The sequence below is a fragment of the Petralouisia sp. genome (assembly GCF_056822245.1).
The window spans coordinates 1-23,463 of the sequence record NZ_JBQIOP010000047.1 but is presented as its reverse complement, the minus strand read 5'-3'; the positions used below and the strand labels follow the sequence as shown (position 1 = coordinate 23,463).

Below are 23,463 nucleotides of genomic sequence, written 5' to 3'. Positions count from 1 at the left end.
GTCTGCCCCGGCAAAAATTTCACTCTTTGAATTCCATAAATATTTTCTTTCCGGCAAAGATTTCACTCTTTGAATTCCATAAATAATTTGCCTTCCGGCTCTGCGGCAAATTCCATCCATTCTCCGGTTTTCGGATGCCGAAAAGAGGTGCGGACGGAGCACAACCCCACAGGCATATAGCCCTTCGGGCAATTCTGATTATATTTCTTATCTCCCACCAGCGGATGTCCTGCATGGGCCATCTGCACCCGGATTTGATGATGGCGCCCGGTATCCAGCCAGATACGCAGAAGGCTGACGCTGTCGCTTTGGCATGAAGTCTCAAAAATACCGGCGGACTGTTCTGATTTTAAAATAACTTTCTCCACTTCATAAGAAAGTCTGGCGGCTTTTGCGCCTTTCGTCCCCTTAGGAACCACCTGAGAAGTATTATTCTTTCCATCCTTTAAAAGATAATCCTCCAAATGCCCTGTTTTTTCCGGAAATTGTCCTTCTGCCAAAGCAAGGTATTGTTTCTCCACGCTCTTTTCCTGCACCTGACGGCTCAGAATTGCTGCTGCCCGGGCATTTCTTGCAAATACCATAATCCCTTCCACCGGCTGATCCAGACGGCGGATCACATAAATTTCCGCAGCTTCTCCCTGATCCACCAAATAATTGCGCAGCATACTGACCATATCCTGCTGTCTTGTCCTGGCAGTCTGCACAGGAACGCCGGGCATCTTGTGGCAGACAATTATTTCACTGTCCTCATAAATAATTTTCATCATACTTTAAACCGGTAACCTACGCCCCAGATGGTCTCAATGTACTGGGGTTTGGTGGTGCTGAGTTCAATTTTCTCACGGATTTTCTTAATGTGCACAGTAACAGTGGCAATGTCGCCCACCGATTCCAGGTCCCAAATCTGGCTGAACAGTTCTTCCTTGGAAAAAACCCGGTTGGGATTCTGAGCTAAAAAAGTCAGCAAATCAAATTCTTTCGTGGTAAACTGCTTCTCTTCTTCATTTACCCAGACACGTCTTGCGGTTTTGTCTATCTTCAGGCCCCGGATTTCAATGACGTCGTTTTCCTGGACGCTGCTGTTGATCAGGCGTTCATACCGGGAAAGATGCGCCTTCACCCTTGCCACCAGCTCGCTGGGAGAAAAAGGCTTCGTGATATAATCGTCCGCCCCAAGCCCCAGACCGCGGATTTTGTCGATATCATCTTTCTTGGCTGACACCATCAGAATGGGAGTATTCTTATTCTCCCGGATTTTCTTGCAGATTTCAAACCCATCTACTCCCGGCAGCATTAAATCCAGAATAAACATATCGAATTCTTCGCTCAGCGCCCTTGCAAGTCCCTGATTGCCGTTATTTTCAATTTCCACACGAAAGCCGCTTAATTCCAGATAGTCCTTTTCCAAATCAGCAATCGCCACTTCATCTTCGATAATCAATACTTTGCTCAACTTATTACCTCCTGATATTTCCGGATCACAAAATACATAATGGTTCCGGTCTCTTCTTTACTGTTCGCCCAAATCTTTCCTCCGTGGTCTTCGATAATTTTCTTCACAATGGACAGTCCGATGCCGCTGCCTCCGGTGGCTGAATTCCGGGACGCGTCCGTGCGGTAAAACCGGTCAAAAATATAGGGCAGATCTTTGGCCGCAATGCCCTTTCCATTATCCTCAATTTCAACCTGGATAAAATCTCCCACATCACGGATTCGGATATTGATAAATCCCTGTTCTTTGTCCAGGTACTTGACGGAATTCCCAATAATATTGTTAATCACGCGCCGAAGCTGCTCCGGATCTGCGATAATCAGCACGTCTTTCTCCGCATAATTGATATAATTAAGCTTTATGTTCTTAGCCTCCAGATCCAGGCCCACTTCCTCCACACAGTCGTCAAAATAATCCGCCACGTTAATCCGGTTAAAATTATAGGGAATCCGGTTGGTGTCGATTTTGGAATACAACGTCAGTTCATTGATCAGCATGTCCATCTCATTTGCCTTGTTATAAATGGTGCGGATGTATTTGTCACGCTTTTCCGGCGTATCGGCCACACCGTCCATAATTCCCTCTACGTATCCTTTAATGGCGGTAATGGGAGTTTTTAAATCATGGGAAATATTGCTGATCAAAACTTTATTCTCTTTCTCTCCGAAGATCTTCTCCTCTTCTGACTCTTTCAGGCGGTACCGCATCTCCTCAAAGCTCCGGCACAGTTCTCCTATCTCGTCCCTGCCCTCCGCATCAATGGTAAAATCCAGATTGCCTGCTTTAATATTCTGAGCAGCCACTTCCAATTTATGTATCGGGTTGATAATGCCCTGATAAATCCAGACCGTCAGCATTCCTGCGGTAAAAATCAGAATCAATACCACGGAAATCATCAAATCCAGCAGCATTCCTTTCACATCCGGCAAAATCTGTTCCATTGCAGTAACAATAAATATACTGCCCTGGGCTCCCCCCGGAAATGTAAAATCTATCTGCTTCACCAATGCCTGTTCGTCCCCTTCAATGTAAAATCCTGAACCTGCCCTTGGAACGGCTTCACTGTCATATTCCGGCAGATTTTCTTCCGGAAAAGCATGATCTTCTTTCCCCTTATAAATCAGCTCCTGATCCTTTCGCAGAATTAAATAGGAATATTTCTCTTCCAGTTCAAGGTTAATTTCATCCAGATAGGCTGTATCCTCCAGCTTCTCCGGTGTTTTTTCAGCAACCTTCTGTAATTTTTCATAATCCTTTTTGGTAAAATGACTGAGTACTTTAAAAGAATTGATAAAATAATCATATGCGCTTCCGTCTACATTATAAATCTGGCGCACTGTTTTCATCTGATACTGCCCAAATCCCCATACCGTCGCTACTGCCAGCAAAACCGGCACAAATATAATCAGGCAGAAGGATATTATTAATCTGGTTCTTAATTTCATAAACTGCTGCAACCTCCGATAAATTCTATTATAACAGTTTCCATAAAAAAACCTATGGAAATTTTCTAAAATTTTATTAAATTAGTATAAAACAGCAGTAAACGGCTGAAAAATTATAAAGCTGTATTTTCATTCTTCCATTAAGATTTCCCGCGCCTTTTTATATTTTTTGCGCCATGCCTCCTGTTTGGCCTCTGTCACCAGGGCAAAGCCTGACAATCTGCTTTCGTCTGAATTATGTTTCAGATCTGCCAGCTTTATCTGTTTTGCAGCATGATTTCCTTTTATTCTCCGAATATATTCAAAATAATCCTCCCGGGGATCGTGCGTAAGCAGCGCCACCAGTTTTGTGACCTCCGGCGGAAATTCCTGCTCCAACTGTTCTAACGTAAGCTCCGTATCCTCCACCACATCATGGAGAAGGGCGGCGCATGTTGTAATTTCTTCCTTCATCTGTTCTGCCACATGGGCCGCATGAAGCACATAGGGAACCCCGCCGGCGTCCTGCTGCCCGTGATGGGCGTCGTAGGCAATTTTCATGGCTTTTTTTGTCAATGGTGTATAAATCAAGGCAATCTCCCCTTTCAGACCGTTGTTTTTTATTATAACATGAAAAAGACAACCCGAGAAGCCTTAAAATGCAAAGGTTCCCGGGCTGCCTTGATTCGGAGTTCCAACATTATTCAGCATTGAGATATGTGTTATAAATGTCCTCTGAAACAGCCTCCTGAATGGAGTCATATACGCTCTTCAATTTTTCAGTAATTTTATTTCTCACTTCGTCAGAAAGTGTGAGAACCTGCGTCCCGCTTTCATCAATTACCGCAATGCGGTCCGCAATTCTCTCGTCAGACTGCTCTCTGGCATATTCCGTTGCAATCTCTGCCGCCTCTGGCATAATTGCCTGCTCTTCCTGGGAAAGATTCTTAAAAAAATCATCGTTTACAATCAGGGAAATAAGATGGGGAAGATGATTGGTCTCCACAACATAATCCTGCTGTTCGTAAAGCTTATTTGAGACAATGACTTCATAAGGATTCTCCGGTTTCCATCACAAGAAAAATCGGATATGATAATACCACGCATTTTTCAGATTTATTTCTGAAACGGGTGGGGTATATGCCATTGAAGTATCGGGAGCTTTTCGGCGTTGTGTGACACTATTAATCCGGCAGCTCTGTCCGTATCCAAATATAAAAGGTTCGCTCTAGTACTTGTCATCGCGTTACCAATCTGCTACAATAAATCAATAGATAGAAAACTTCAATATTTTACAGACAAAATTTGGAAAGTGAGCAAGCGATTCAGAAAAGGAGGAACAGCATGAAGAAAAAATTAACTTCTATCCTGGTATTATGTGTGATGTTTTTCACACTGACATTGCCAGTATCAGCATCCCAGACAGTATCAAAAGAACGGCAGCCGCGGGTGCTGTTGTCTGCAGTTTCTTCAACGCTTATAACGTCCGTATCAGCATCCCAGGCTATTTTAGAGGAAAAACAGCCGCAGAAATGCGAATATTGCGGAAAAATGACGTCCAGCACGGTTAAGCTGGGAGATTATGAAGTAGGACCTGACAGTGTAACCTGCGCACACGGATATCCCTACGGAGACGATTTGGTTTATAAGAAATATACTTCTTACCAATACCAGTGTTCCGATGGCCTGTGCTCCTATAAAAGCCAGTCATGGGATACCTATACCGGCGCTGTGACAGAGTGTCATGGGCATCGTTAATTTATGCGTTAACTGTATATTTCGTTAAGCCAATATATAAACCCTCATCATGCACAGCCTGCCGTCCGGCGGGCCACATGGCCATCCATACTATGGAAGCCAAGGGCTTTCATAGCAGTACCAAAACAAAATGATTTAAAGACTTGCATCACTTTTTATTAAAATTTTAAACTATATTTACGGCAGCTTAAATCAATGATTCCAAACAAGTTGATTTAAGCTGCTCTTTTTCAAAAACAATCAGGAGGCAGTGAATATGAAAAAAAAATCAACGCTTATTTTGGCAGGACTCTTATGTGTATGTTTCCTTGCGGCCTGTCAGCCGTCTAGTCTCTCTTCTGGAAAAAAGGCGGCAGAAGGCGGCAAAGACCAGCAGCAGATGGTAATTGCCATTTCAGAACAACAGGAAGAATTTTACCGGAAGGCAGTATCAAAATACAGCAAGCTCCATCCTGAAATAGAGGTGAAGATCGAGATAGTTCCTTATATTGACAATACGCCTACGGAAAAAACGGAGAAAAACAAAAAAGCGGTGCAGGACATGCAGATGCAGATTATGGCGGGCAAGGGGCCGGATGTTTTTCTTCTGGATGAAAGTAACGAAGCGCTGCCGGATATGATAAAAAGCAGCTGCAACGGCGTGTTTTTAGACCTGAATACGGTGATGGACGGGTTAAAAGATCTGCCGCTGAACCAGACGGTGCTGAAAGCCGGGGAAATTGATGGGAAACAATACTTTTTGCCCCTGGGGTATATGCTGACAGGCATTGCCGTGACAGACGACATGCTGGGAGACTGGAAACCGACTTCTGACCAGCCGGCTCAATTCCTGGAAGAGGCTGCCAATCAAACAGGGGTGGAAAAGTTTCCTTCCGAATTCTTATTGAGAGACTATATACCGGGGCTTTTTGGAACGCCTGTTTTAGATTATGAAGAAAAATCCATTACGTTCTCTAAAGAATTGCAGGATTTGACAGAACTGTTAGCAGAGCGACAGGAATTTTCTTCTGAAGAGGTACCTGAGCTGCCTAATGTTGCGCTGATGGGGCATTATGCCGTCAATTCATTCGAAACCTTTGTCCAAAACTCTCTCACCTCCGGCATAGACGTTACGTTTCTGCCATTCCCAAATGGGGAGGGAGGGATCAACGCACAGGTAAATATGTTTGCGGCAGTCCGGGCAAACAGCGCGTGCGCTTCCCAGGCAGGCGAGTTTTTGGCCTTCCTGCTGTCCGATGAAATGCAGGGAAGCACCGGCTGGGAAAACCTTAACATCAAAAGGATTCCCACGGCCCTCCCTGTCAATGACAATGCTTTTGTGCCGGCATATCAGCGCCGGTTTGACTCTGGCGAAGAATATCAGAAAGCAGCTGCTGAGAAGGCGGAGGAACTGTTCCAGCTGACGCAGCAGATCACCACGGCCCGGTTCTGCCAATACGAGAACTCTCTGGTCTTTGACACCATCTTTATGACAAGTGAAAACAGTTCCGTGGAAAAAAAGCTGGATGACTTAAAAAATGAATTGCGCTTTTATTTTGACGAATGAGAAGGAGGCCCAAAATGAAGGATGGACGCCATTTACTGGAAAGAAGAAAAAAACTGGCGGGAATGTGGCTGGCGGCTCCGGTCCTGCTTGGAACCTTCCTGTTCTTCCTGCTGCCCTTTGCCATCTGCATCAGGTATTCCTTCACCTTTGGCGTAGGCGGGGCCTACTTTGCGGGTCTGGAGAATTATAAAGACGTGTTCTCCTCCCGCGCGTTCCAGCTGGCGGCAGCAAACACCCTGCGGTTTCTGGCCGTGGGCGTCGCTTCCAATCTGGCGCTGAGCTTCTCTCTGGCGCTGGCGATCAAAAAAGGACTGACAGGAAGCCGGTTTTTCCGCTGCCTCCTTCTGCTGCCGCTGGTGCTTCCCATCGCAAGCGTCGTCATGGTGATCCAGGTGTTTTTCGCTGAGGCGGGCATTCTGAACAACTGGCTGTCCTCCCTGGGAATCCCCATCGCCCAATGGCTGGACGGCCCCAACGCCTTTTATGTCCTGCTGGGGCTGTACCTTTGGAAAAGCTTTGGCTACAGCGTGATCCTGCTGCTGTCCGGCCTGAATGTGATTCCGGAGGAATTTTACCAGACCGCCGCCATGGAGGGAGCCGGAAGCCTGCAGAAATTTGTTTCCATCACCCTGCCGATGATGATCCCGCACCTTTTCCTGGCGGCAGTCATGGGCGTTGTAAACGCTTTCAAATCCTACCGGGAAGCCTTTCTTCTGGGCGGGAAGCATCCCCATGACAGCATCTACATGATACAGCATTTTCTGAACAACAATTTCGAGAACCTGAATTATCAGAGGTTAAGCGTGGCGGCAATCATGCTCCTTCTGGTTCTGCTCGTCCTGTTGTGCGGATTATACGTTTTTCAAAACAGATACAGGGAGGAATGAGGATGAAACGGCCAAATCACACAAATTCCAAGTATGTTTCACAGGCTTTGAGCGCTGCCTTTTTCCTGTTTATCGGGGCTCTGGTGCTGTTTCCCGCAGTCTATACCCTGTGCAACAGCTTTATGTCCCCGGCCGAAATCAGCCATTATTACGCGGCGGCCATGCGGCAGGACGAACATGCGGCTGCAGCGTTTCATCTTGTCCCGGACGTTTTTTCTCTGGAAGGCTATTACATGGTGTTTTTAAGAAGCACCGATTACCTGATGAAGTTCTGGCGCAGCCTGTTTCTGTGCCTGGCCATTTCGGCAGGGCAGATTCTCGTCAGTGCGCTAGGGGGATTTGCCTTCGCCAAATATCCGCTTCCTTTTAAGAAAGGGACGTTCTTTTTGCTGATGGTGCTGATGATGATGCCTGTGCAGGTGACCCTTGTGCCCAATTACATTATTCTGGACGGGCTGAAGCTTTTGGACACCTGGCTGGCACTGATTCTGCCCATGGCCTTCCTGCCCTTTGGGACGGTGTTCATGACCCAGATTTTTCAGGGGATACCGGATGAGATTCTGGACGCGGCAAAGTTAGACGGCGCGGGAACGCTCCAGATACTGCTCCGGATCATGGCCCCCATAGGGAAAGGCGGAATCGTCAGCGTATTTCTTTTATCCTTTGTAGATGCGTGGAACATGGTGGAGCAGCCCATCACCTTTTTAAACGACATTTTAAGGTATCCCCTTTCCGTGTTTCTCGCAAGCGTGAACCAGGTGAATTTTGAGCTGTCTTTCGTGTGCGGCGTCTTAGCGGCGCTGCCCATACTCCTGCTGTTTTTCTTTTTCCACGAGGAACTGGCCCGGGGAATTGAGCTGTCAGGAGTGAGATGACAGGGGAAAGGACAAAGGCTTATGAAGAATTTAAAACAATTTGCGGTGCGGGCGGCAACGGCGCTGTTCATCGTCCTGGCTCTGTGTACCGTCATGGCCCACAGGATTGAAACTCTGCTGCTGACGGAGGTGCGCACCGAGACCGTTCCGCCCGCCTTAAAAATGGCTGACGGGATCACAGTGGTGAAGGTTTCTCCCGCCTGCATTTTCACAAACTTAAACGGGGAGCCCTGTGTGATGCTGCTGCAAAGAAGAGAGGGGCCGTGGGGAACGGAGCTGTATGTGGAGGAAACCCAAGTCCATATATACAGTGAGGATTATGACTTCTGTGTTCTGGAAGGGGACCTGAGCGGGCAGACCCTGGCGGTGTATCCAAGCCGGAGGCTGTCCGATGATGAGACTGTGAGGTGTGTTCTGGAATGAGAAAAAAGAATCTTCGATCTTTTATATACGGCGCGGTCTGCCTGTCTGTTTCTGGATTTTTGTTCTGTGCGGCGGCTTTTGTCAGCGGCGATTTAAAAAAACAGACGCCTGCAGCCATAGAGGTGTATGACGTCCAGGGATTAAACGTTTCCATGGCCCAGGCCTTTTCTTTCGCCGAAGGGGACTCCTTTGCCGCTGCCGGCGTAGGAACCCGGGCGCAGGCTTCAGACGACGCCCAAAGCAAAACCATTTCCGCATATTATCAGATGACAACGCCCAATTACGGAGCATACCTAAACCTGCAGTTTTGTGAAGGGGGATATTTTCCGGCTGACGGTTCCAAAGAACCTTCCGCAGTAATTCCGGAAAGCCTTTTCAAAACGCTGTTTGAAGAAAAAAGCGGAGAAAAGATACTGCTCGTAAACGGAAGAGAATTTAAAGTCTGCGGAGTTTATAAGGACGGCGGCGCACTCACCCAATTGGGCTCCGCCAGCCTCCCCGTCATCTACGGCAACGCCCCGGAGCGCACGGACACGCCGGCGGAGAGTCTGCTGATAAAGGCGGAGGCCGGGAAAACGGCCCGGCAGCAGCGGCAGGAAACGGCCGTGGCGATGGGAATCCCCCTGGAAGGGGAAATGCATGATTTGGGACGCCTGCACCAGCTGGGAGAGGCCCTTCTGCTTCTGGGGCTCTTTTTGGCGGGATTGTGGTTCATTCTGCGCTTATGCATAATCTCCTACCAGAAACTTATTTCTGCCTATGAATGCAGGGAGCCTGGAACGCAGAGAGGGCCTGCCGCCGTCTGGGGTGTCTGCGCGTTCTTTCTTGCAATGACCGGCTTTTGGCTTCTTCTGCAGCTTGTGCGCATCCCCGCCGTGTACCTGCCGGAGAACAACATTTTTGATTTTGCGTATTACGGAAGTCAGATCACAGGCGGGATACAGCAGATAAACGCAGATGGACGCGTCAGAGATTTTTCAAGAATCTGCGCCGTGTACCTGTGCGCGGAGACTGGGCTTCTGGTTCTGGCAATTCCGCTGTTTTGGGCGGGGTGCCGCAGCCTGGCGGGAGCCTGTATGAGTCTGCTCCGGGTGAAATTATCGTCCCAAGCCCGTCCGTTTCACAAAAAGCTATAATAAATAGCAAATGGAATTTATTATCAACAAAACCAAAATCTGCGATAATGGAAAAATATACCCTCTTCTTTGGGAAATTCTCCATAATTTTTTGAAAAAGCCTATATCCTATCATTTCCATTCATGATATACTTAACCCACAAAGACACAGATGCGTTCCTCAAGCAGAACTGGCCCCCTGGGAGAACGTTCCAACGGGAACACATAAAAACATCATGGCGGTGATGAGTATGTTTACGAAGGAAATGATGGAAGGATTTACGGAGCTTGATTTCGCAGTTTATGACTGTATTGTGAAAAATAAAGAGCAAGTCGGCAAAATGACCATCAAGGAGCTGGCGGATACAGCCCATGTTTCCACAGCCACAGTTCTCCGGTTCTGTAAAAAAAGTGGAGCCGAAGGGTACAGCGAATGGAAGCTTCGATACAGGGAATATCTGAAGGGAGAGCGTGCGGCGATAAAAGATGACAGCGGAATGGAGCTGCAGAGCTTTATGGCAAGAGTCCGCTCCGCAGATTTCCAGGACAGTATCAGCAAAGCCCATCAATATCTGGCAGGGTCACGGTGTACCATATTTATCGGGATTGGATCTTCCGGAATTCTGGGAAGGTACGGCGCCAGGTATTTTTCCAATGTGGGCCAGTTCAGCCTGTTTATCGACGACCCCTGGCAGCCGGTTCTGCAGAATATGTCGGAGGACACAGTAACTATCGCCCTTTCTGAATCAGGAACGACCAAGCAGACCGTTTATATTGCATCGCAGCTTCAGCAACGGGGAAGCACGCTGATTTCCATTACAAATAACGGGAATTCCGTACTTGCGAAGATGGCAGACTGCAACATTTCTTACCATGTAACAGAGAAAATGGTGAATGACAGAAATGTAACGACGCAGATTCCCGTGCTGTACATTATTGAGGCATTAGCCAGAAAACTGTATAATGGTTAGTACTACAGTGAACAATCTATATTTCGATACACAAGAACTGCCGGATTGTGTGTCAAAGGGCAATCCGGCAGTTCTGTCCGTAGTCCAAATATAAAAAGTCCGCTGTAGTATTAGAACGCGTCTGGAAATGCTTTCTGGATACAGAACAGACAGAAACGGAGGATCTGCCATGGGACTTTTCTCTTATGAACAGCTCAAGGGGATGAACCCGGGAGAATTCCGGGTTTATAATTTTATCGCTTCTCATCTAAATACGGCGTATGAGATGAATATCCGGCAGCTTGCAGGCGAAGTGGGCGTTTCCACAACAACCGTCCTCCGGTTCTGTGAAAAAGTAGGCTGCAGCGGCTACACGGAACTGAAATACCGTCTCAGACAGGCTGCCGGCGCCCAGAGCAAAGACGAAAATTTTGATGTTGTTCCGGCAGTCCAGTATATCAATTCTTCTGCAGACGATCCTGCCTTTGCAGAAAAACTCTTTCAGGCGGCTGAACTTTGCGCAAATGCAGATCAGATTATTCTGTCCGGAGACGGAGGCAGCGGCATGCTGATCCGCTACGGCGCATATCTGTTCAGCAGCATCGGCAAAGCGGCTTTCTTAGCAGAGAGAGGATGCAAAGCAGTCTGCCCGGGCGGAGAAACCAAAACTGCAGTCCTGATCCTGTCCTCCCAGGGAGACAGTGAAGAAATTATCTCCGGGATGAACAGCTATAAAAAGGCAGGGGCAGCCTTGATCAGCATAACCAATGCGGAACAATGTCCGGCTGCACAGATATCGGATATTATTTTTCCCTGTTATATGCCTGAAGTTTCCAGAGACTTTGGAAACGGAGAACTGGAGCCAGTGTCACAGATTCCGACGGTATATTTGTTGGAAAAGCTGACTGCCCGAATACAGAAATTTTTAAAATAAAGAACTCTTTTGCGTTCATCGGAAAAACAGATGCATTTTGTGTCTGTTTTTTTTATGTAACAAATTTCATTTGATCAAATATATGTCAAAATCATGAAAAACAATTGAAAAGACAAGGATATATGATACTATTTCCATAGAACATGAGCGCTCATGTGGAACTTCATACTCCATCCGGCCCAAAATCAGTTTTTGCAGTTATCTGCTTTCTGACCGGGTGGGAAACCAGAGCACAAATTAAAATAAGGAGAGTAGGAGGGCATGAATCAAAAGTTTCCACATGATTTTTTATGGGGCGGCGCAGCGGCTGCCCATCAGCTGGAGGGAGCATATGACAAAGGGGGAAAAGGGATATCCATTGCAGACGTCATGACTGCCGGAGCCAACGGAACAGACCGGGAAATTACGAAAGGGATATTAAAAGACCGCTATTATCCCAACCATGAAGCCATTGATTTCTACACAAGATACCCGGAGGATATCCGGTTGTTTGCCGAGATGGGATTTAAATGTTTTCGGACCTCCATTGCATGGACGAGAATTTTTCCAAATGGAGACGAGAGCGAACCCAATGAGGAAGGGCTTCAATTTTATGATAATCTGTTTGATGAACTGCTGAAATACAAGATAGAGCCGGTGATCACATTAAGCCATTTTGAGATGCCTTATCATCTTGTGGAAAATTACGGCGGCTGGCGGGACCGCAGACTCATCGGATTTTTTGTCAAGTTTGCTGAAACAGTTATGAAACGCTATAAAGATAAAGTAAAATACTGGATGACCTTTAATGAGATCAATAACCAGTCCAGTGTCCAGAACGCATGGGGCGGCTGGACCAATTCAGGAATTCTTTATGAAAAGGAAGAAGATATACAGACAGTGCTTCAGCAGGCCGTACACTATGAGATGGTAGCCAGCGCCAAGGCGGTGAAAATCGGACATGAGATTAATCCTGAGTTCCAAATTGGATGTATGCTTGCTATGGTTCCCTTTTATCCAAGAACCTGTTCTCCTCAGGATGAGATTGCGGCACAGATTGCGATGGAGCATCGTTTGTATTATTATGGGGACCTGCATGTGTTTGGAGAATATCCTGCTTATATGGAAGCCTTCCGCAGAGAGAACCACATCTGCCTTGACATTACAGAGGATGACAAACAAAGCCTCCGGGAAGGATGCGTGGATTATATTGGTATCAGTTATTATATGAGCGGCGCCATCAGCAGTGTTCCGACAGAGGACAGTGTCAAGGCGGCAGAAGGCATTTATCTTGCCCGCAACCCATACGTGCAAAAAAGCGACTGGGGATGGCAGATTGATCCTCAGGGTCTCCGGTATTCCCTGAATCTGCTGCATCAGAGGTATCACAAACCCATATTTATTGTGGAAAACGGATTTGGGGCTTACGACAAGCTGGAGCATGGGGAGATACATGACAGTTACCGGGTGGATTATCTCAGGAAGCATATTGAAGAAATGAAAAAAGCGATGGTTCTGGATGGAGTTCCTGTCCTGGGATATACGCCCTGGGGATGCATTGATTTGATAAGCGCAGGAACCGGCGAGATGGAAAAACGCTATGGCTTTATCTATGTGGACAAAGACAATCAGGGAACCGGCACTTTAAAGAGAATTCGGAAAGATTCTTTTGAATGGTACCGGAAAGTAATTGAAAGCAACGGAGAAATTTTATAACTATCAATGGCAGGAGGGAGCAAATATGCTGAGAATAAGATTGTTTTGCGCAAATGGAATGTCAACGAGCCTGTTGGTGAAAAAAATGGAAGAGGCGGCAAAGGAAAAAGGAAAAGAGGTGGATATCAAGGCATATCCAATCCTTGACATGGAACGGCTGATCGGAGAAGCGGATGTGGCGCTTTTAGGGCCTCAGGTCGGTTATCAGCTTTCCAAGGCAAAAGAGATCTGCGGCGGGAAAGGCGTGCCTGTGGACGTAATACCAATGGCAGATTATGGAATGTGCAATGGGATGAATGTTCTGAAGTTTGCGTTTCAACTGGCGTCAGGCAAGTAAGAAGATTCAGGAATGTCGGAGGAAATGAGAAATGGAAAAACTAATGAATGAAAAAATAATCCCCAGGATTATGGCGTTTATTAACATGAAGGGCATACAGGCCATCAAAGATGGTATGGTGTATTCCATGCCGCTGTTAATCGTAGGCTCTGTATTTCTGATTATTACCAACTTTCCCATTCAGGCAGTGGTGGATGTTCTGGAGCAGACAGGAATCAAAGCAGTGCTGGAGCAGGCCAACGGCGCAACCTTCAATATCAGCGCCATGATAGCAGTTCTTGGTATTTCTTATAACTATATAAAGCTGGAAGGCCAGGAACCCTTAAGCGGAGCCATTGTAGCCCTGGGTGTATTTATTATGATGACGCCGGCTTCTATTGTGACAGAGAGCGGAGACGTAGTGGGCGGCATTATCAATAAAGGCTGGACCGCAGGCCAGGGAATGGTGGGAGCGATTATTGTCGGGCTTATCGTAGGATTTGTATACTGTTGGTTCCTGAAACGGAATATCAGGATTAAAATGCCCGCAGGGGTTCCCGACGGCGTATCCAACGCATTTTCAGCGTTAATTCCGGGAGCGGTTATTGTACTGGGAGCAACCATTGTACACGGAATTTTTTCCATGGGCTTTCACACCACCGCTATGGAAGCCATCTACAATGTAATTCAGACCCCTCTTCAGAGCATGACGGATTCCATCGGCGGCGCAGTTCTGATGTGCTTTTTAACACCGTTTTTATGGTTTTTCGGAGTGCACGGTTCAACCATCGTGGGCGGTATTATGACAGGTATCCTTCAGGCGAACAGCCTTGAAAATCAGGCTTTGGTGGAACAGGGCATTGAACTGACCGTAAAAAACGGGGGACATATTGTAACCATGCAGTTTTTTGATCAATTTATCAATACCACAGGCGCAGGAATTACCATCGGGCTTGTGATCTATATGTTTGCCCTGGCCAAATCCAAGCAGCTGAAAACACTGGGACGGCTGGAGCTTGTACCGGCATTGTTTAATATCAATGAACCGATTCTGTTTGGCATTCCCATCGTGATGAACCCGATGCTGGCCTTTCCATTTATCGCCATGCCGGTGATTTCATGCGTGCTGCAGTATGCAGCCCTTTATACCGGGCTCTGTCCCCTTTATGGGGCCACACAGGTTCCCTGGACCTGTCCGCCCATTATATCTGGATTTTTGATCGGCGGCTGGCGAACCGCACTTTTGCAGCTAATTATATTTATTATTTCGTTCCTGTTGTATTTTCCTTTTGTACGCAGAGTAGATAAGCTGAATCTTGTGAAAGAAGCAGAAGAACAACAGGAAGCAGATGAGGACTGGTAAAGGAGTGAAAAAAATGTCAGAAGCATTTGAAACAGCATGTTTTGGAATTATTACATATGTGGGAACAGCACGGTCATGTTTTATCAACGCTGTGCAGTGCGCCAAAAAAGGCGAATTTGAAGAAGCCAAAGAGCAGATCAAACAGGGAGATGATGCTTTTACCGAAGGGCACCACATTCATGCAGACCTGCTGGCCCTGGATGCAGGCGGAGAACTGAAAGAGGCGGGACTGATCCTGATGCATGCGGAAGATCAGCTGATGAGCGCAGAGACATTCCGCATTATGGCCGAGGAATTAATCGACGTCTACAAAAGGCTGGGTTAGATTTGCATAACATACCTTAACGTAAGGCGGCCGGAAGATGGCAGATTTCCATAATATATAATTGTGATTCTACAGGGATTACAACCATATATTATGTGTAAATGCCATGTTCCGGCTGCTTTTTTGCTGCATTAAAATAAGAAAAGTTTGCTAAAGCACGATTATTTTTACGGTTAAAGGACAGATACCGGTAAAACACAGCAATGAAACTCCTTGTCTTAACGCCGTTTTTTAAGTATACTGATAATATATTACTTCATGGGCTCTTGGAAAGGGGGCGTCAGGGCTATGGACAGACAGCAGGTTTTTTCCTACGTAAAGCAGCGGTATCACACGCTGCCGGATTACCCCTGGGCAGATCAGAACGCAGTGCTGCGGCACAGGAACAATCAAAAATGGTATGCCCTTATCATGGAAGTCTCCCGGGAGAAGCTGGGACTTTTGGATGAGGGAACAGTACAAATAATGAATGTCAAATGTGATCCTGCGCTTATTGGTTCCCTGCGGACGCGGGAAGGATATCATCCGGCCTATCACATGAACAAAGAAAACTGGATCAGCGTCCGGCTGGACGGCAGCGTACCGGAAAATGAAATACGAAGCCTGATAGATGAAAGCTACGGGCTGACAGCGGCTAAATCCAATAAACTGGAGGGAAAATAATGAGTGACTTGAGAAAAATCCCCGGAGTCGGGAAAAATATGGAGCAGCATTTGCACAATATCGGAATTCAGTGCATTGCAGACCTGAAGGGAAGAAACCCTGAGGAGCTGTACCATCTGGATTGCCTGAAAAAAGGATTTCAGGACGACCGGTGCGTCCTGTATGTGTACCGCTGCGCCGTATATTATGCAGAACATGAGCAGCCTGAGCCGGAAAAATTAAAATGGTGGTACTGGAAGGATAAAGACTACCCGGAAAATTGAAGGCAGAAATAAAAATATTACTCCGGCGGTTAAATATATAAAGCTGACACTGCCATACATTTACAGGAGGAAAAGAAAATGGAAAAATCAACCAGCCAAATAGCAGAAAGTTTTCAATGTCAATACCAGGTATTTGAAAAAGGCTCAGACCCGCAGTTGGTGGAACAGGCCTACAAAGCAGCCTTTGAAAGAGGAAAGGAAGAAGGGTTTTATCCGGCAATTTTTTTACTGGAGGAACAAAGCGTGGAATGGCTGACGGAAATTGTGGCAGAAGATTATGACAGAGCAGAGATTATTTCCGGCTGTAAAGACAACGGCAAAGAAATCTTAGAAGAATATTTTCAGAACTCTATGGAATATATGGAAGGAATTCCTTCAGAAGAATTCCTGGGGAATGAAACAGAGGGAGAAACGGTCAGCAGTTTTTCCGGATTTATTTCCTTCCATGACGGAATGTTGGCGGCAGACACGCTGCTTTTGGAAATTCCTGTTAAAAATCCCTGGGAAATCATCGGATATCTGCCCATGGGCGGATGGAACGAGTGTCCCGGGCCGGAGGATATGATTTCCATTTGCAAATACTGGTATGAAAAATATGGGGCGGTTCCGGCCGCATTTACTTCAGATGTGATGGAATTCTACGCTCCCCAGGGTTTGAATGGAACAGACCCCATGGAAGCGGCCAAGGAGCATTATTCCTTCTGCAGCGACAGAGTGGATCAGGGCACCAGCAGCGGCAAGCTGTCAGAACTGGCGGCGGGACTTAAAGGTTCAACTGTGTGGTATTTCTGGTGGGATTAATGATGCAGATGGAGCCATAAAGTGCATCGCCGCCAAAATTCTGCCTTGCAAAACAGAGTTCTGAGTGGTATACTTAAACATATTTTGAAAGGAGAGCGCAGAATGAACGGGCTTGGTTATGTGCCAATCTGCAGCAGCAGCGCGGCGTCGAAAACATGCAATAATTCCAGTTCACGGGATTACTGCGCCTATTTTCAGGCACTTACCAGGAAGTTTTCGCCTTTGTAATCTGATGATCGGCGGAACTTTTGTAAAGCGCCTTTCTATGTTCAGGTTAAAAATACAGTAATCCTCAAGACAGTTTGACAAACCAATCGTTGTGTCAGGCTGTTTTTCTATTGTCAGTTATTATGGAAAACGAGAGGAATTACACATGGACTTAAAATTAGAAAAAAAATTGAAAAGAAATCTTCCTTTAGACTATATCAGCGCCTTTCTCACCAATCTGAATATGCAGAGCGTGGTCTGGGTGCTGTATCTTTCCTACTGCGGGCTGAATCTGGCTGAAATCGGCGTCATTGAAGGCATCTATCACGCAACCAGCATTCTGTGCGAAATCCCTTCCGGTGCAGCGGCGGATTTGCTGGGCAGAAAAAGAAGCATGATTTTAAGCAGGATCTGTACCGCCTGCTCCTGCGTGATTATGCTGTTTTCGAAAAGTTTCGGGCTGTTTGCGGTAAGTTTTGCGATACAGGCATTGGGGAATAACCTGAATTCCGGGTCAGAAGAAGCTCTGGTGTATGACAGTATGCGGTCTATCGGCCAGGAAGAGCAGTATCTGAAAGTGTATGGAAAATTGAATATCATCATAGAGGTGTCCCAGGGACTGGCCACAGTGCTGGGAGGCGTACTGGCAGACTATTCTTACTTCTGGTGTTACAGCGTCTGCCTGGTGATTGCGGTTTCATCGCTGCTGCCGGTGCTTTTGATGTCAGAGCCTCCCTGCACTGGCGCGGCAAAGCGTCAGGAAAGTATCCGCCATATGATCTGCCTGCATTTTAAGGCCAGTTTCGGAATTTTGAAATCGGATTCCCGGATTATGAAAATTATTGTATACTATTCGGTGGTTTTTGCAGCGGAAACATTATTATTTTTCTACAGCCAGCAGTATTATTTTGAATTAGGATACAATAAAACTTCCATCAGCCTGATTTTACTGGCGGTGAGTCTTGTATCCTGTCTGGGCGCGGCAATGAGCGAAAAGATTTACCGGAAATTCAGAAAGCGTACAAAAAACGTTGCGGCTTTTGCCATAGGCACTGCGATTTTGTGTTATGGATTTCAGAATGCATTGCTGTCTGCGCCGGCCTTTGCGGCGGCAGGATTTTTTAATTCGGCTCTTTATCCCATACAATCGGAAGCGCTGAATCAGTTAATCCCTTCCGAACAGCGGGCGACCCTGATTTCTGTGGACAGTATGTTCTTTTCCGTTGCCATGATTCTTATGTTTCCCCTGGCTGGTTTTCTGGCGGATCTCTGGGGGTTGGCAATGGTATTTACAGGAATCGGCCTGACGCTTCTGCTGTTTGTAATGGTCTGGAATATACTGCTTGAATTTTAGCGGGACAAGTGGTATATTCAATTAAAAATGAAGTATGAGGTGGTATCGATGGACTGGATGCTGGAAGGGTTATTGCAGGGAACTCAGTTTCAAACATTATATAACCGGAAAATCGAAACATTGCGTGAAAAATATCATCTGCGGAAAATCGATATTGATATTCTGTATTTTCTTTACAAGTCCGGGGAGCGCAATACGTCAAAGGATATCTGCAGCCTGAACTTATTTAACAAAGGGCATATTTCCCAGTCGGTGGATCGGATGGTGAAGCAGGATCTGATCCATACCGTTCAGGATGAAGAGGATCGGCGGTGTGTGCATCTTGTACTGACGGAACAGGCGATTGAAATTATCGCACAGGCAACGGAGCTGCGAAACCAGATGTATAACATGATTTTAGAGGGAGTCACCGAAGAGGAACGGAAGGTGCTGTTTCAGGTTTCCCAAAAAGTAAATCAAAATATCAGAAACGCCCTGCGTAATTCCTGACAGAACACCATGTCTGCGCAGCATTTATGAGTTTTCCTGGATTATTGTTCAGGTAAACTCATAAATGTTATCAAAAATTCTTAAATCTTTCTAAAATCAGTTGGCAGAGTATTTATTTTATGATAATATAGTTTAAAATTAAACAATCAACCATGTTTCAGGACAGAAGGATTCTGCTGTGAAACTATTGATATTTCAGGCTTAGGAGGGATGAAATCTATGAGAAATGAAAATGAATTGATGAATTATGCCATGAAGCAGGAATCAGTCTGCAGAAAGAATGACAGCATTTCGGATGCATTATTTGAAGAATACGGGGTAAACCGCGGACTTCGTGACATGAACGGGAAAGGCGTCCTGACTGGGCTTACAACAATTTCTAAAATTGTTTCTTTTGAAGATGTGAACGGCGTAAAGACGCCCTGCGACGGCCAGTTGTGGTACCGCGGCTACAATGTGCAGAATCTGGTGCGGCAGATGGGCGAAAATGGGTTCGGTTTTGAGAAAACAGCATACCTTCTGCTGTTTGGAGAAATGCCGAAGGAAGAAGAACTCTGTGAATTCTGCAAAATTATGGCTAATTGCAGGACACTTCCCACCAATTTTACCAGGGATGTCATCATGAAAGCGCCCACCAGGGATATTATGAATTCGATGACAAGAAGTATTCTGACACTGGCTTCTTATGACGGTCAGATGAATTCACCGGATGTAATCAGCAACAGTCTGCGGCAGTGTATCGAGTTAATCAGTATTTTCCCCATGCTTGCGGTATATGGATACCATGCGTACAACCACTATGAAAATGATGACAGTATGTACATACACAGGCCGGAGCCGGAGCTTTCCACCGCAGAGAATCTTTTGATGATGCTGCGCCCGGATAAACAGTACAGCAAACTGGAGGCAAAGGTTCTGGACGTAGCTTTGCTTCTGCATATGGAGCACGGCGGAGGAAATAACTCTACTTTTACCACCAGAGTGGTGACTTCTTCCGGTTCAGACACTTACTCTTCCATTGCTGCTGCCATGTCCTCCCTGAAAGGGCCAAAGCACGGCGGCGCAAACATCAAAGTAATGGAGATGATGGCGAATATCCGGGAGAATATTAAGGATGTTCATGACAAAGATGAAATAGAAGCATACCTCGCCAAAATTCTTGCAGGAGAAACCTTTGACCATAAAGGATTGATTTATGGTATGGGCCATGCGGTATACTCTCTTTCCGATCCCAGGGAACGGGTTTTTAAAAGCTACGTGGAAAAACTGGCCGGAGCAAAAGGACGTGGAGACGATATGTTCTTATATAACAGCATTGAAGAACTGGCTCCCAAACTGATTGCCGGCAAACGGAAGATTTTTAAAGGCGTCAGCCCCAATGTGGACTTCTACAGCGGATTTGTATACGAGATGCTGGGCATTCCCCAGGAACTGTACACTGCAATTTTTGCCATTGCCCGGATTGTGGGATGGAGCGCCCACCGGATGGAAGAACTGATCGGAATGAATAAAATTATCCGTCCTGCTTATATGAGCGTGATGGAGGAAAAAGAGTAGCTGCCCTGTTTGTATTACTCCGTCGATATTTAACCGCTGGAGTAATATGCTCCACTTAGCAGGAGATTTGTGACAAATGAAGAGCGCATAGCAGGCTATATAACCTGAATTTGGCGCAAATATCACACTAAGTGGGGGATACAGATGGCGGGAATGATTTTTCAAACACGCTCTAAGGTTACAAAATGAACCAGTTTTCCAGAGGAATTGCAGGAAGAATAACTGTAAAGACTGTATTTCCTCTGGAAATTTAGTACAATAACAGATTTTTCTAAATTTTGTAACATTGAGTCATTGACAAACTATAAAAATTATGTTATTATGCCATAGTGATGTCGATGCGTGGCTCAGCTTGGTAGAGCGCTGCGTTCGGGACGCAGAGGTCGCAGGTTCAAATCCTGTCGCATCGATTCTTGGCAGGGGTGCCGGAAGCCTTTAAAATCAAGGGTTTCCGGCCTTTTTTTGCGTTTCTGGGAGTGTATGCATGGGGGTAAAATACAGGGGCGGGCCAACAAAATTCCAACAGATTTTTTCGGGACGTATGCAGGGGGATATTTGAAAGGCATCCCGGTATATATGGGGATAGGGTTTCTGGCTGTTTGTTTTAAGGGAATGGGTATGGTACGGGATAGAACAAACTGGAAAATAAGGGGATTTTTGAATAGGTAGGGAAATGTAGGGGGATAAGGGGAAAAGGGGGAATTTGGGCAAATTACAAAGCCATAGGGGGGGTATGTGGGATAAGGGGATGGAGAAAGATAGGGATGGTTTATCGGAAAAAGTAAAAATAGTGATCCCTTATCAATAAGGTTTTTGGGCTGTGCTTTCCACGGAAGGGAATGCATGGCCTTTTTTTCGTGCAGACTCACTAAAAGCAATGGCGCAACACCGTCTATTTCCACGTCTATGCACCGCAATATCCCAGCGTTATGATTGTAAATGTAAGGGACAGGAAAAACAAAAAGCGGGAAAGACAGAAAGCAGGAGGATAAGGATATGTGCAGGAAATTAGTAGTAATCAACGAATTGTATTTAGGGAACAGGCAGCTTGGGTTTGAAACATTCTCCCTCCCCAAAGGGGAACTGCTGGAGTTCACATCCAAATGCTCATGTACGGTAAAGAAGCAAGCAACCGAAAACAAGAGATAGACCGCCAGCACCACACTATTCCAAACCAAAGAAACCAAAGACAAGCATTATGGAAATGTGCATAACAGGCTATGGAATCATGGATAACTCTATTCACAGCACATGGAAAAGCTAAAGGGCAGCTTTCCCACGTCCTGCAAACAGAGTTACCCACAATTCCATGAGATAGCCAGTTATACACATTCCCACAATGCCGACTGCTACGGAATCCCTCTTTCCTTTCTTTCATAAAATTTTATTATTGGACAAAATAGAACAATTTATCGCTATTCCGTTTTCTCGTAATGGTAAAAAATGGAGTAAATTCATAAAATCTATTGACTTTTAGAACAATGTTCAATACAATATATTTGAACGTTGTTCAAGAAAGGAATATTGCTATGGATAAAAATGCCAATGTAAAAAATCGCATTATTGAAGTTACAACGGAATTGATTGAAAAACATAACGGCAACATTAAGGACATAACCGCCCGTATGATTGCCACAAAAGCAGATGTTGGATTAGGTTTAATCAACTATCACTTTGGTAGTAAAGAAAAATTGATAACGGAATGTGTGCAGCGCATTATCGGAAAAGTAGTTACAGAATTTCAAATGACGAACCAATATGAAACAGATAAAGAACGCTTAATGGATTGTGCTACTAATGTTTTCAATTTTCTGTTTGAACATTCTGCTATTTCACGTATTTCTATTTTGGGTGATTTACAAAATTATACGGAAAACTGTAATTCTGTACTTACACAACGGGGCTTTTCGCTGTCTTTGAGAAATGATATTTCAAATGAGGATAAATCCATGTTTGTATTTATTCTTACTGTTGCAATGCAGGCGGCATTTTTAGGAAGTGAGACAATCAAACAATTATTGGGGTATGATTTTACGAAAACCGAGGATAGGGCAACATATATCAATAAATTGGTTGGTATTCTTTATAAAGGAACGGTGCAGATTGATGAATAAGAAAATAGGCGTGTATAGCTCTTGTGTTAATTTCATTGCGGTAATCTGTTTTGCTATGTCTATGCTATTTGACTTTGATTATGGCAGCTACTTTTTCTCTATGTTCATTGCATTCAGTTTTGTAGCTATGGTATGTGGATATGCCCACTTTGCTGAAAAGGAAGTAAAATTAGCGGGTTGTGTTTCAGTAGCCTTTTCCGTCATATACGCAGCTATTATTTTGTTAGTTTATTTTGCTCAGCTAACAACTGTACGATTAGATGATTTAACACAGCAAGCTGTTGCACTTCTTGATTTTCAGCAATATGGATTGCTATTTAACTATGACCTGTTAGGTTACGGGGTTATGTCATTAGCTACACTATTTGCCGGATTGACGATAAAACCACAGAGAAAGATAGATAAATGGCTGAAATATCTGCTCATGGTACATGGCGTGTTTTTTATCTCTTGTTTGATTATTCCTATGCTCGGAGTATTCAAAACGGATAGTCTGACGTGGATAGGTATAGCTGTATTGGAGTTTTGGTGCGTTTATTTTTGTCCTATTGGTATTTTATCCTTTTTGCGTTTTCGTAATTGCAAGGAATGAGGTCTATAATGAAAAGAATAGAATGGGTACATTGTCCTGTTTGCGGGAGCAAAACAAGATTACAGATACGGGCAGATACAGAATTAAAAAATTTCCCTCTTTACTGTCCGAAATGTAAACAGGAAAGCTTGATTAACGCAAAAGATTTACAGGTAACAGTTATTAAAAATTTGTATAAAAAAGAGCCAGACGCATAGACGCAGAGCCGACAAGACTGTAAGCGATGCAAAAGAAACCGTATTGTAAAAAATGAGCTGCTATGGTAATGCTTCCATAACAGCTCATTTCTTCTTTTTCTGAATTCCACAGTATTCCGG

Annotated in this window: 28 protein-coding genes, 1 tRNA gene and 1 pseudogene; 25 read left to right on the top strand and 5 right to left on the bottom strand. The window is 45.3% G+C overall.

Annotated features, from left to right (window positions below):
- Nucleotides 1-62 precede the first annotated feature (62 nt).
- The 5 genes and pseudogenes from ACTO17_RS15805 to ACTO17_RS15785 form a co-directional block, all read right to left on the bottom strand.
- Nucleotides 63-770: an RluA family pseudouridine synthase gene (locus ACTO17_RS15805; RefSeq protein WP_482558600.1), complete on the bottom strand. Its 708-nt coding sequence runs from the start codon at nt 768-770 to the stop codon at nt 63-65.
- On the bottom strand, nt 767-1,456 hold the full coding sequence (locus tag ACTO17_RS15800) for a response regulator transcription factor (protein WP_482558599.1): 690 nt from the start codon (nt 1,454-1,456) through the stop codon (nt 767-769). The genes ACTO17_RS15805 and ACTO17_RS15800 overlap by 4 nt, the downstream gene beginning before the upstream one ends.
- Nucleotides 1,453-2,940: a sensor histidine kinase gene (locus tag ACTO17_RS15795; protein ID WP_482558598.1), complete on the bottom strand. Its 1,488-nt coding sequence runs from the start codon at nt 2,938-2,940 to the stop codon at nt 1,453-1,455. Before ACTO17_RS15795 ends, ACTO17_RS15800 begins: the two co-directional genes overlap by 4 nt.
- 129 nt (nt 2,941-3,069) lie before the next feature.
- A complete protein-coding gene (locus ACTO17_RS15790; protein WP_482558597.1) occupies nt 3,070-3,510 on the bottom strand; it encodes an HD domain-containing protein in 441 nt (146 codons plus the stop codon).
- A gap of 109 nt (nt 3,511-3,619) precedes the next feature.
- Nucleotides 3,620-3,970: pseudogene (locus ACTO17_RS15785) on the bottom strand (TRAP transporter substrate-binding protein); the annotation flags it as partial.
- Nucleotides 3,971-4,263: 293 nt separating this feature from the next.
- On the opposite strand from ACTO17_RS15785, the gene ACTO17_RS15780 reads away from it, so the two are divergent.
- The 25 genes from ACTO17_RS15780 to ACTO17_RS15660 all read left to right on the top strand — a co-directional run bounded on the left by ACTO17_RS15780 (nt 4,264) and on the right by ACTO17_RS15660 (nt 23,343).
- A complete protein-coding gene (locus tag ACTO17_RS15780) occupies nt 4,264-4,677 on the top strand; it encodes a hypothetical protein (RefSeq protein ID WP_482558596.1) in 414 nt (137 codons plus the stop codon).
- 256 nt (nt 4,678-4,933) lie between these two features.
- The gene (locus ACTO17_RS15775) at nt 4,934-6,223 is read left to right on the top strand and encodes an ABC transporter substrate-binding protein (protein ID WP_482558595.1); all 1,290 of its coding nucleotides are present in this window, start codon (nt 4,934-4,936) and stop codon (nt 6,221-6,223) included.
- Nucleotides 6,224-6,237: 14 nt separating this feature from the next.
- Nucleotides 6,238-7,110 (top strand): carbohydrate ABC transporter permease, encoded by an 873-nt coding sequence (locus ACTO17_RS15770; RefSeq protein WP_172535774.1) that lies wholly within the window; start codon nt 6,238-6,240, stop codon nt 7,108-7,110.
- 2 nt (nt 7,111-7,112) lie between these two features.
- On the top strand, nt 7,113-7,985 hold the full coding sequence (locus ACTO17_RS15765; protein ID WP_482558594.1) for a carbohydrate ABC transporter permease: 873 nt from the start codon (nt 7,113-7,115) through the stop codon (nt 7,983-7,985).
- A gap of 21 nt (nt 7,986-8,006) precedes the next feature.
- Nucleotides 8,007-8,408: a hypothetical protein gene (locus tag ACTO17_RS15760; RefSeq protein WP_482558593.1), complete on the top strand. Its 402-nt coding sequence runs from the start codon at nt 8,007-8,009 to the stop codon at nt 8,406-8,408.
- Nucleotides 8,405-9,544, top strand: coding sequence for an ABC transporter permease (locus ACTO17_RS15755; protein WP_482558592.1), 1,140 nt, complete (start codon nt 8,405-8,407; stop codon nt 9,542-9,544). Before ACTO17_RS15760 ends, ACTO17_RS15755 begins: the two co-directional genes overlap by 4 nt.
- A 230-nt stretch (nt 9,545-9,774) precedes the next feature.
- A complete protein-coding gene (locus ACTO17_RS15750) occupies nt 9,775-10,494 on the top strand; it encodes a MurR/RpiR family transcriptional regulator (protein WP_172538770.1) in 720 nt (239 codons plus the stop codon).
- A gap of 169 nt (nt 10,495-10,663) precedes the next feature.
- Nucleotides 10,664-11,407 carry a MurR/RpiR family transcriptional regulator gene (locus ACTO17_RS15745; protein WP_482558591.1) on the top strand — a complete coding sequence of 248 codons (744 nt, stop codon included), beginning with the start codon at nt 10,664-10,666 and terminating at the stop codon, nt 11,405-11,407.
- A gap of 261 nt (nt 11,408-11,668) precedes the next feature.
- Complete coding sequence (locus ACTO17_RS15740) at nt 11,669-13,102, top strand: 6-phospho-beta-glucosidase (protein ID WP_482558590.1); 1,434 nt, start codon at nt 11,669-11,671, stop codon at nt 13,100-13,102.
- A 25-nt stretch (nt 13,103-13,127) separates the two neighbouring features.
- Nucleotides 13,128-13,439, top strand: a complete 312-nt coding sequence (locus ACTO17_RS15735) for a PTS sugar transporter subunit IIB (protein ID WP_482558589.1) — start codon at nt 13,128-13,130, stop codon at nt 13,437-13,439.
- A gap of 31 nt (nt 13,440-13,470) precedes the next feature.
- The gene (locus tag ACTO17_RS15730; protein ID WP_482558588.1) at nt 13,471-14,781 is read left to right on the top strand and encodes a PTS sugar transporter subunit IIC; all 1,311 of its coding nucleotides are present in this window, start codon (nt 13,471-13,473) and stop codon (nt 14,779-14,781) included.
- 13 nt (nt 14,782-14,794) lie between these two features.
- A complete protein-coding gene (locus ACTO17_RS15725) occupies nt 14,795-15,106 on the top strand; it encodes a PTS sugar transporter subunit IIA (RefSeq protein ID WP_482558587.1) in 312 nt (103 codons plus the stop codon).
- A gap of 288 nt (nt 15,107-15,394) precedes the next feature.
- Entirely contained in the window at nt 15,395-15,769 is a 375-nt protein-coding gene (locus ACTO17_RS15720) for an MmcQ/YjbR family DNA-binding protein (RefSeq protein WP_482558586.1), read from the top strand.
- Nucleotides 15,769-16,032, top strand: a complete 264-nt coding sequence (locus ACTO17_RS15715) for a helix-hairpin-helix domain-containing protein (protein WP_482558585.1) — start codon at nt 15,769-15,771, stop codon at nt 16,030-16,032. Before ACTO17_RS15720 ends, ACTO17_RS15715 begins: the two co-directional genes overlap by 1 nt.
- A gap of 78 nt (nt 16,033-16,110) precedes the next feature.
- Nucleotides 16,111-16,833 carry a DUF4253 domain-containing protein gene (locus ACTO17_RS15710; RefSeq protein WP_482558584.1) on the top strand — a complete coding sequence of 241 codons (723 nt, stop codon included), beginning with the start codon at nt 16,111-16,113 and terminating at the stop codon, nt 16,831-16,833.
- Between the two features lie 102 nt (nt 16,834-16,935).
- On the top strand, nt 16,936-17,061 hold the full coding sequence (locus ACTO17_RS15705; RefSeq protein WP_482558583.1) for a hypothetical protein: 126 nt from the start codon (nt 16,936-16,938) through the stop codon (nt 17,059-17,061).
- Between the two features lie 145 nt (nt 17,062-17,206).
- Nucleotides 17,207-18,394 carry an MFS transporter gene (locus ACTO17_RS15700; RefSeq protein ID WP_482558582.1) on the top strand — a complete coding sequence of 396 codons (1,188 nt, stop codon included), beginning with the start codon at nt 17,207-17,209 and terminating at the stop codon, nt 18,392-18,394.
- 48 nt (nt 18,395-18,442) lie between these two features.
- The gene (locus ACTO17_RS15695) at nt 18,443-18,883 is read left to right on the top strand and encodes a MarR family winged helix-turn-helix transcriptional regulator (RefSeq protein WP_482558581.1); all 441 of its coding nucleotides are present in this window, start codon (nt 18,443-18,445) and stop codon (nt 18,881-18,883) included.
- Between the two features lie 210 nt (nt 18,884-19,093).
- The gene (locus ACTO17_RS15690; protein ID WP_482558580.1) at nt 19,094-20,440 is read left to right on the top strand and encodes a citrate/2-methylcitrate synthase; all 1,347 of its coding nucleotides are present in this window, start codon (nt 19,094-19,096) and stop codon (nt 20,438-20,440) included.
- A gap of 108 nt (nt 20,441-20,548) precedes the next feature.
- A complete protein-coding gene (locus tag ACTO17_RS15685; RefSeq protein WP_482558602.1) occupies nt 20,549-20,629 on the top strand; it encodes a DUF6783 domain-containing protein in 81 nt (26 codons plus the stop codon).
- 147 nt (nt 20,630-20,776) lie between these two features.
- Nucleotides 20,777-20,850, top strand: a tRNA-Pro gene (locus ACTO17_RS15680).
- A 586-nt stretch (nt 20,851-21,436) separates the two neighbouring features.
- The gene (locus tag ACTO17_RS15675; protein WP_482558579.1) at nt 21,437-21,589 is read left to right on the top strand and encodes a hypothetical protein; all 153 of its coding nucleotides are present in this window, start codon (nt 21,437-21,439) and stop codon (nt 21,587-21,589) included.
- Between the two features lie 380 nt (nt 21,590-21,969).
- Entirely contained in the window at nt 21,970-22,554 is a 585-nt protein-coding gene (locus tag ACTO17_RS15670) for a TetR/AcrR family transcriptional regulator (RefSeq protein ID WP_004061278.1), read from the top strand.
- A complete protein-coding gene (locus tag ACTO17_RS15665; RefSeq protein ID WP_040469668.1) occupies nt 22,544-23,146 on the top strand; it encodes a hypothetical protein in 603 nt (200 codons plus the stop codon). Before ACTO17_RS15670 ends, ACTO17_RS15665 begins: the two co-directional genes overlap by 11 nt.
- Entirely contained in the window at nt 23,143-23,343 is a 201-nt protein-coding gene (locus ACTO17_RS15660) for a cysteine-rich KTR domain-containing protein (RefSeq protein ID WP_465221065.1), read from the top strand. Before ACTO17_RS15665 ends, ACTO17_RS15660 begins: the two co-directional genes overlap by 4 nt.
- Nucleotides 23,344-23,463 lie beyond the last annotated feature (120 nt).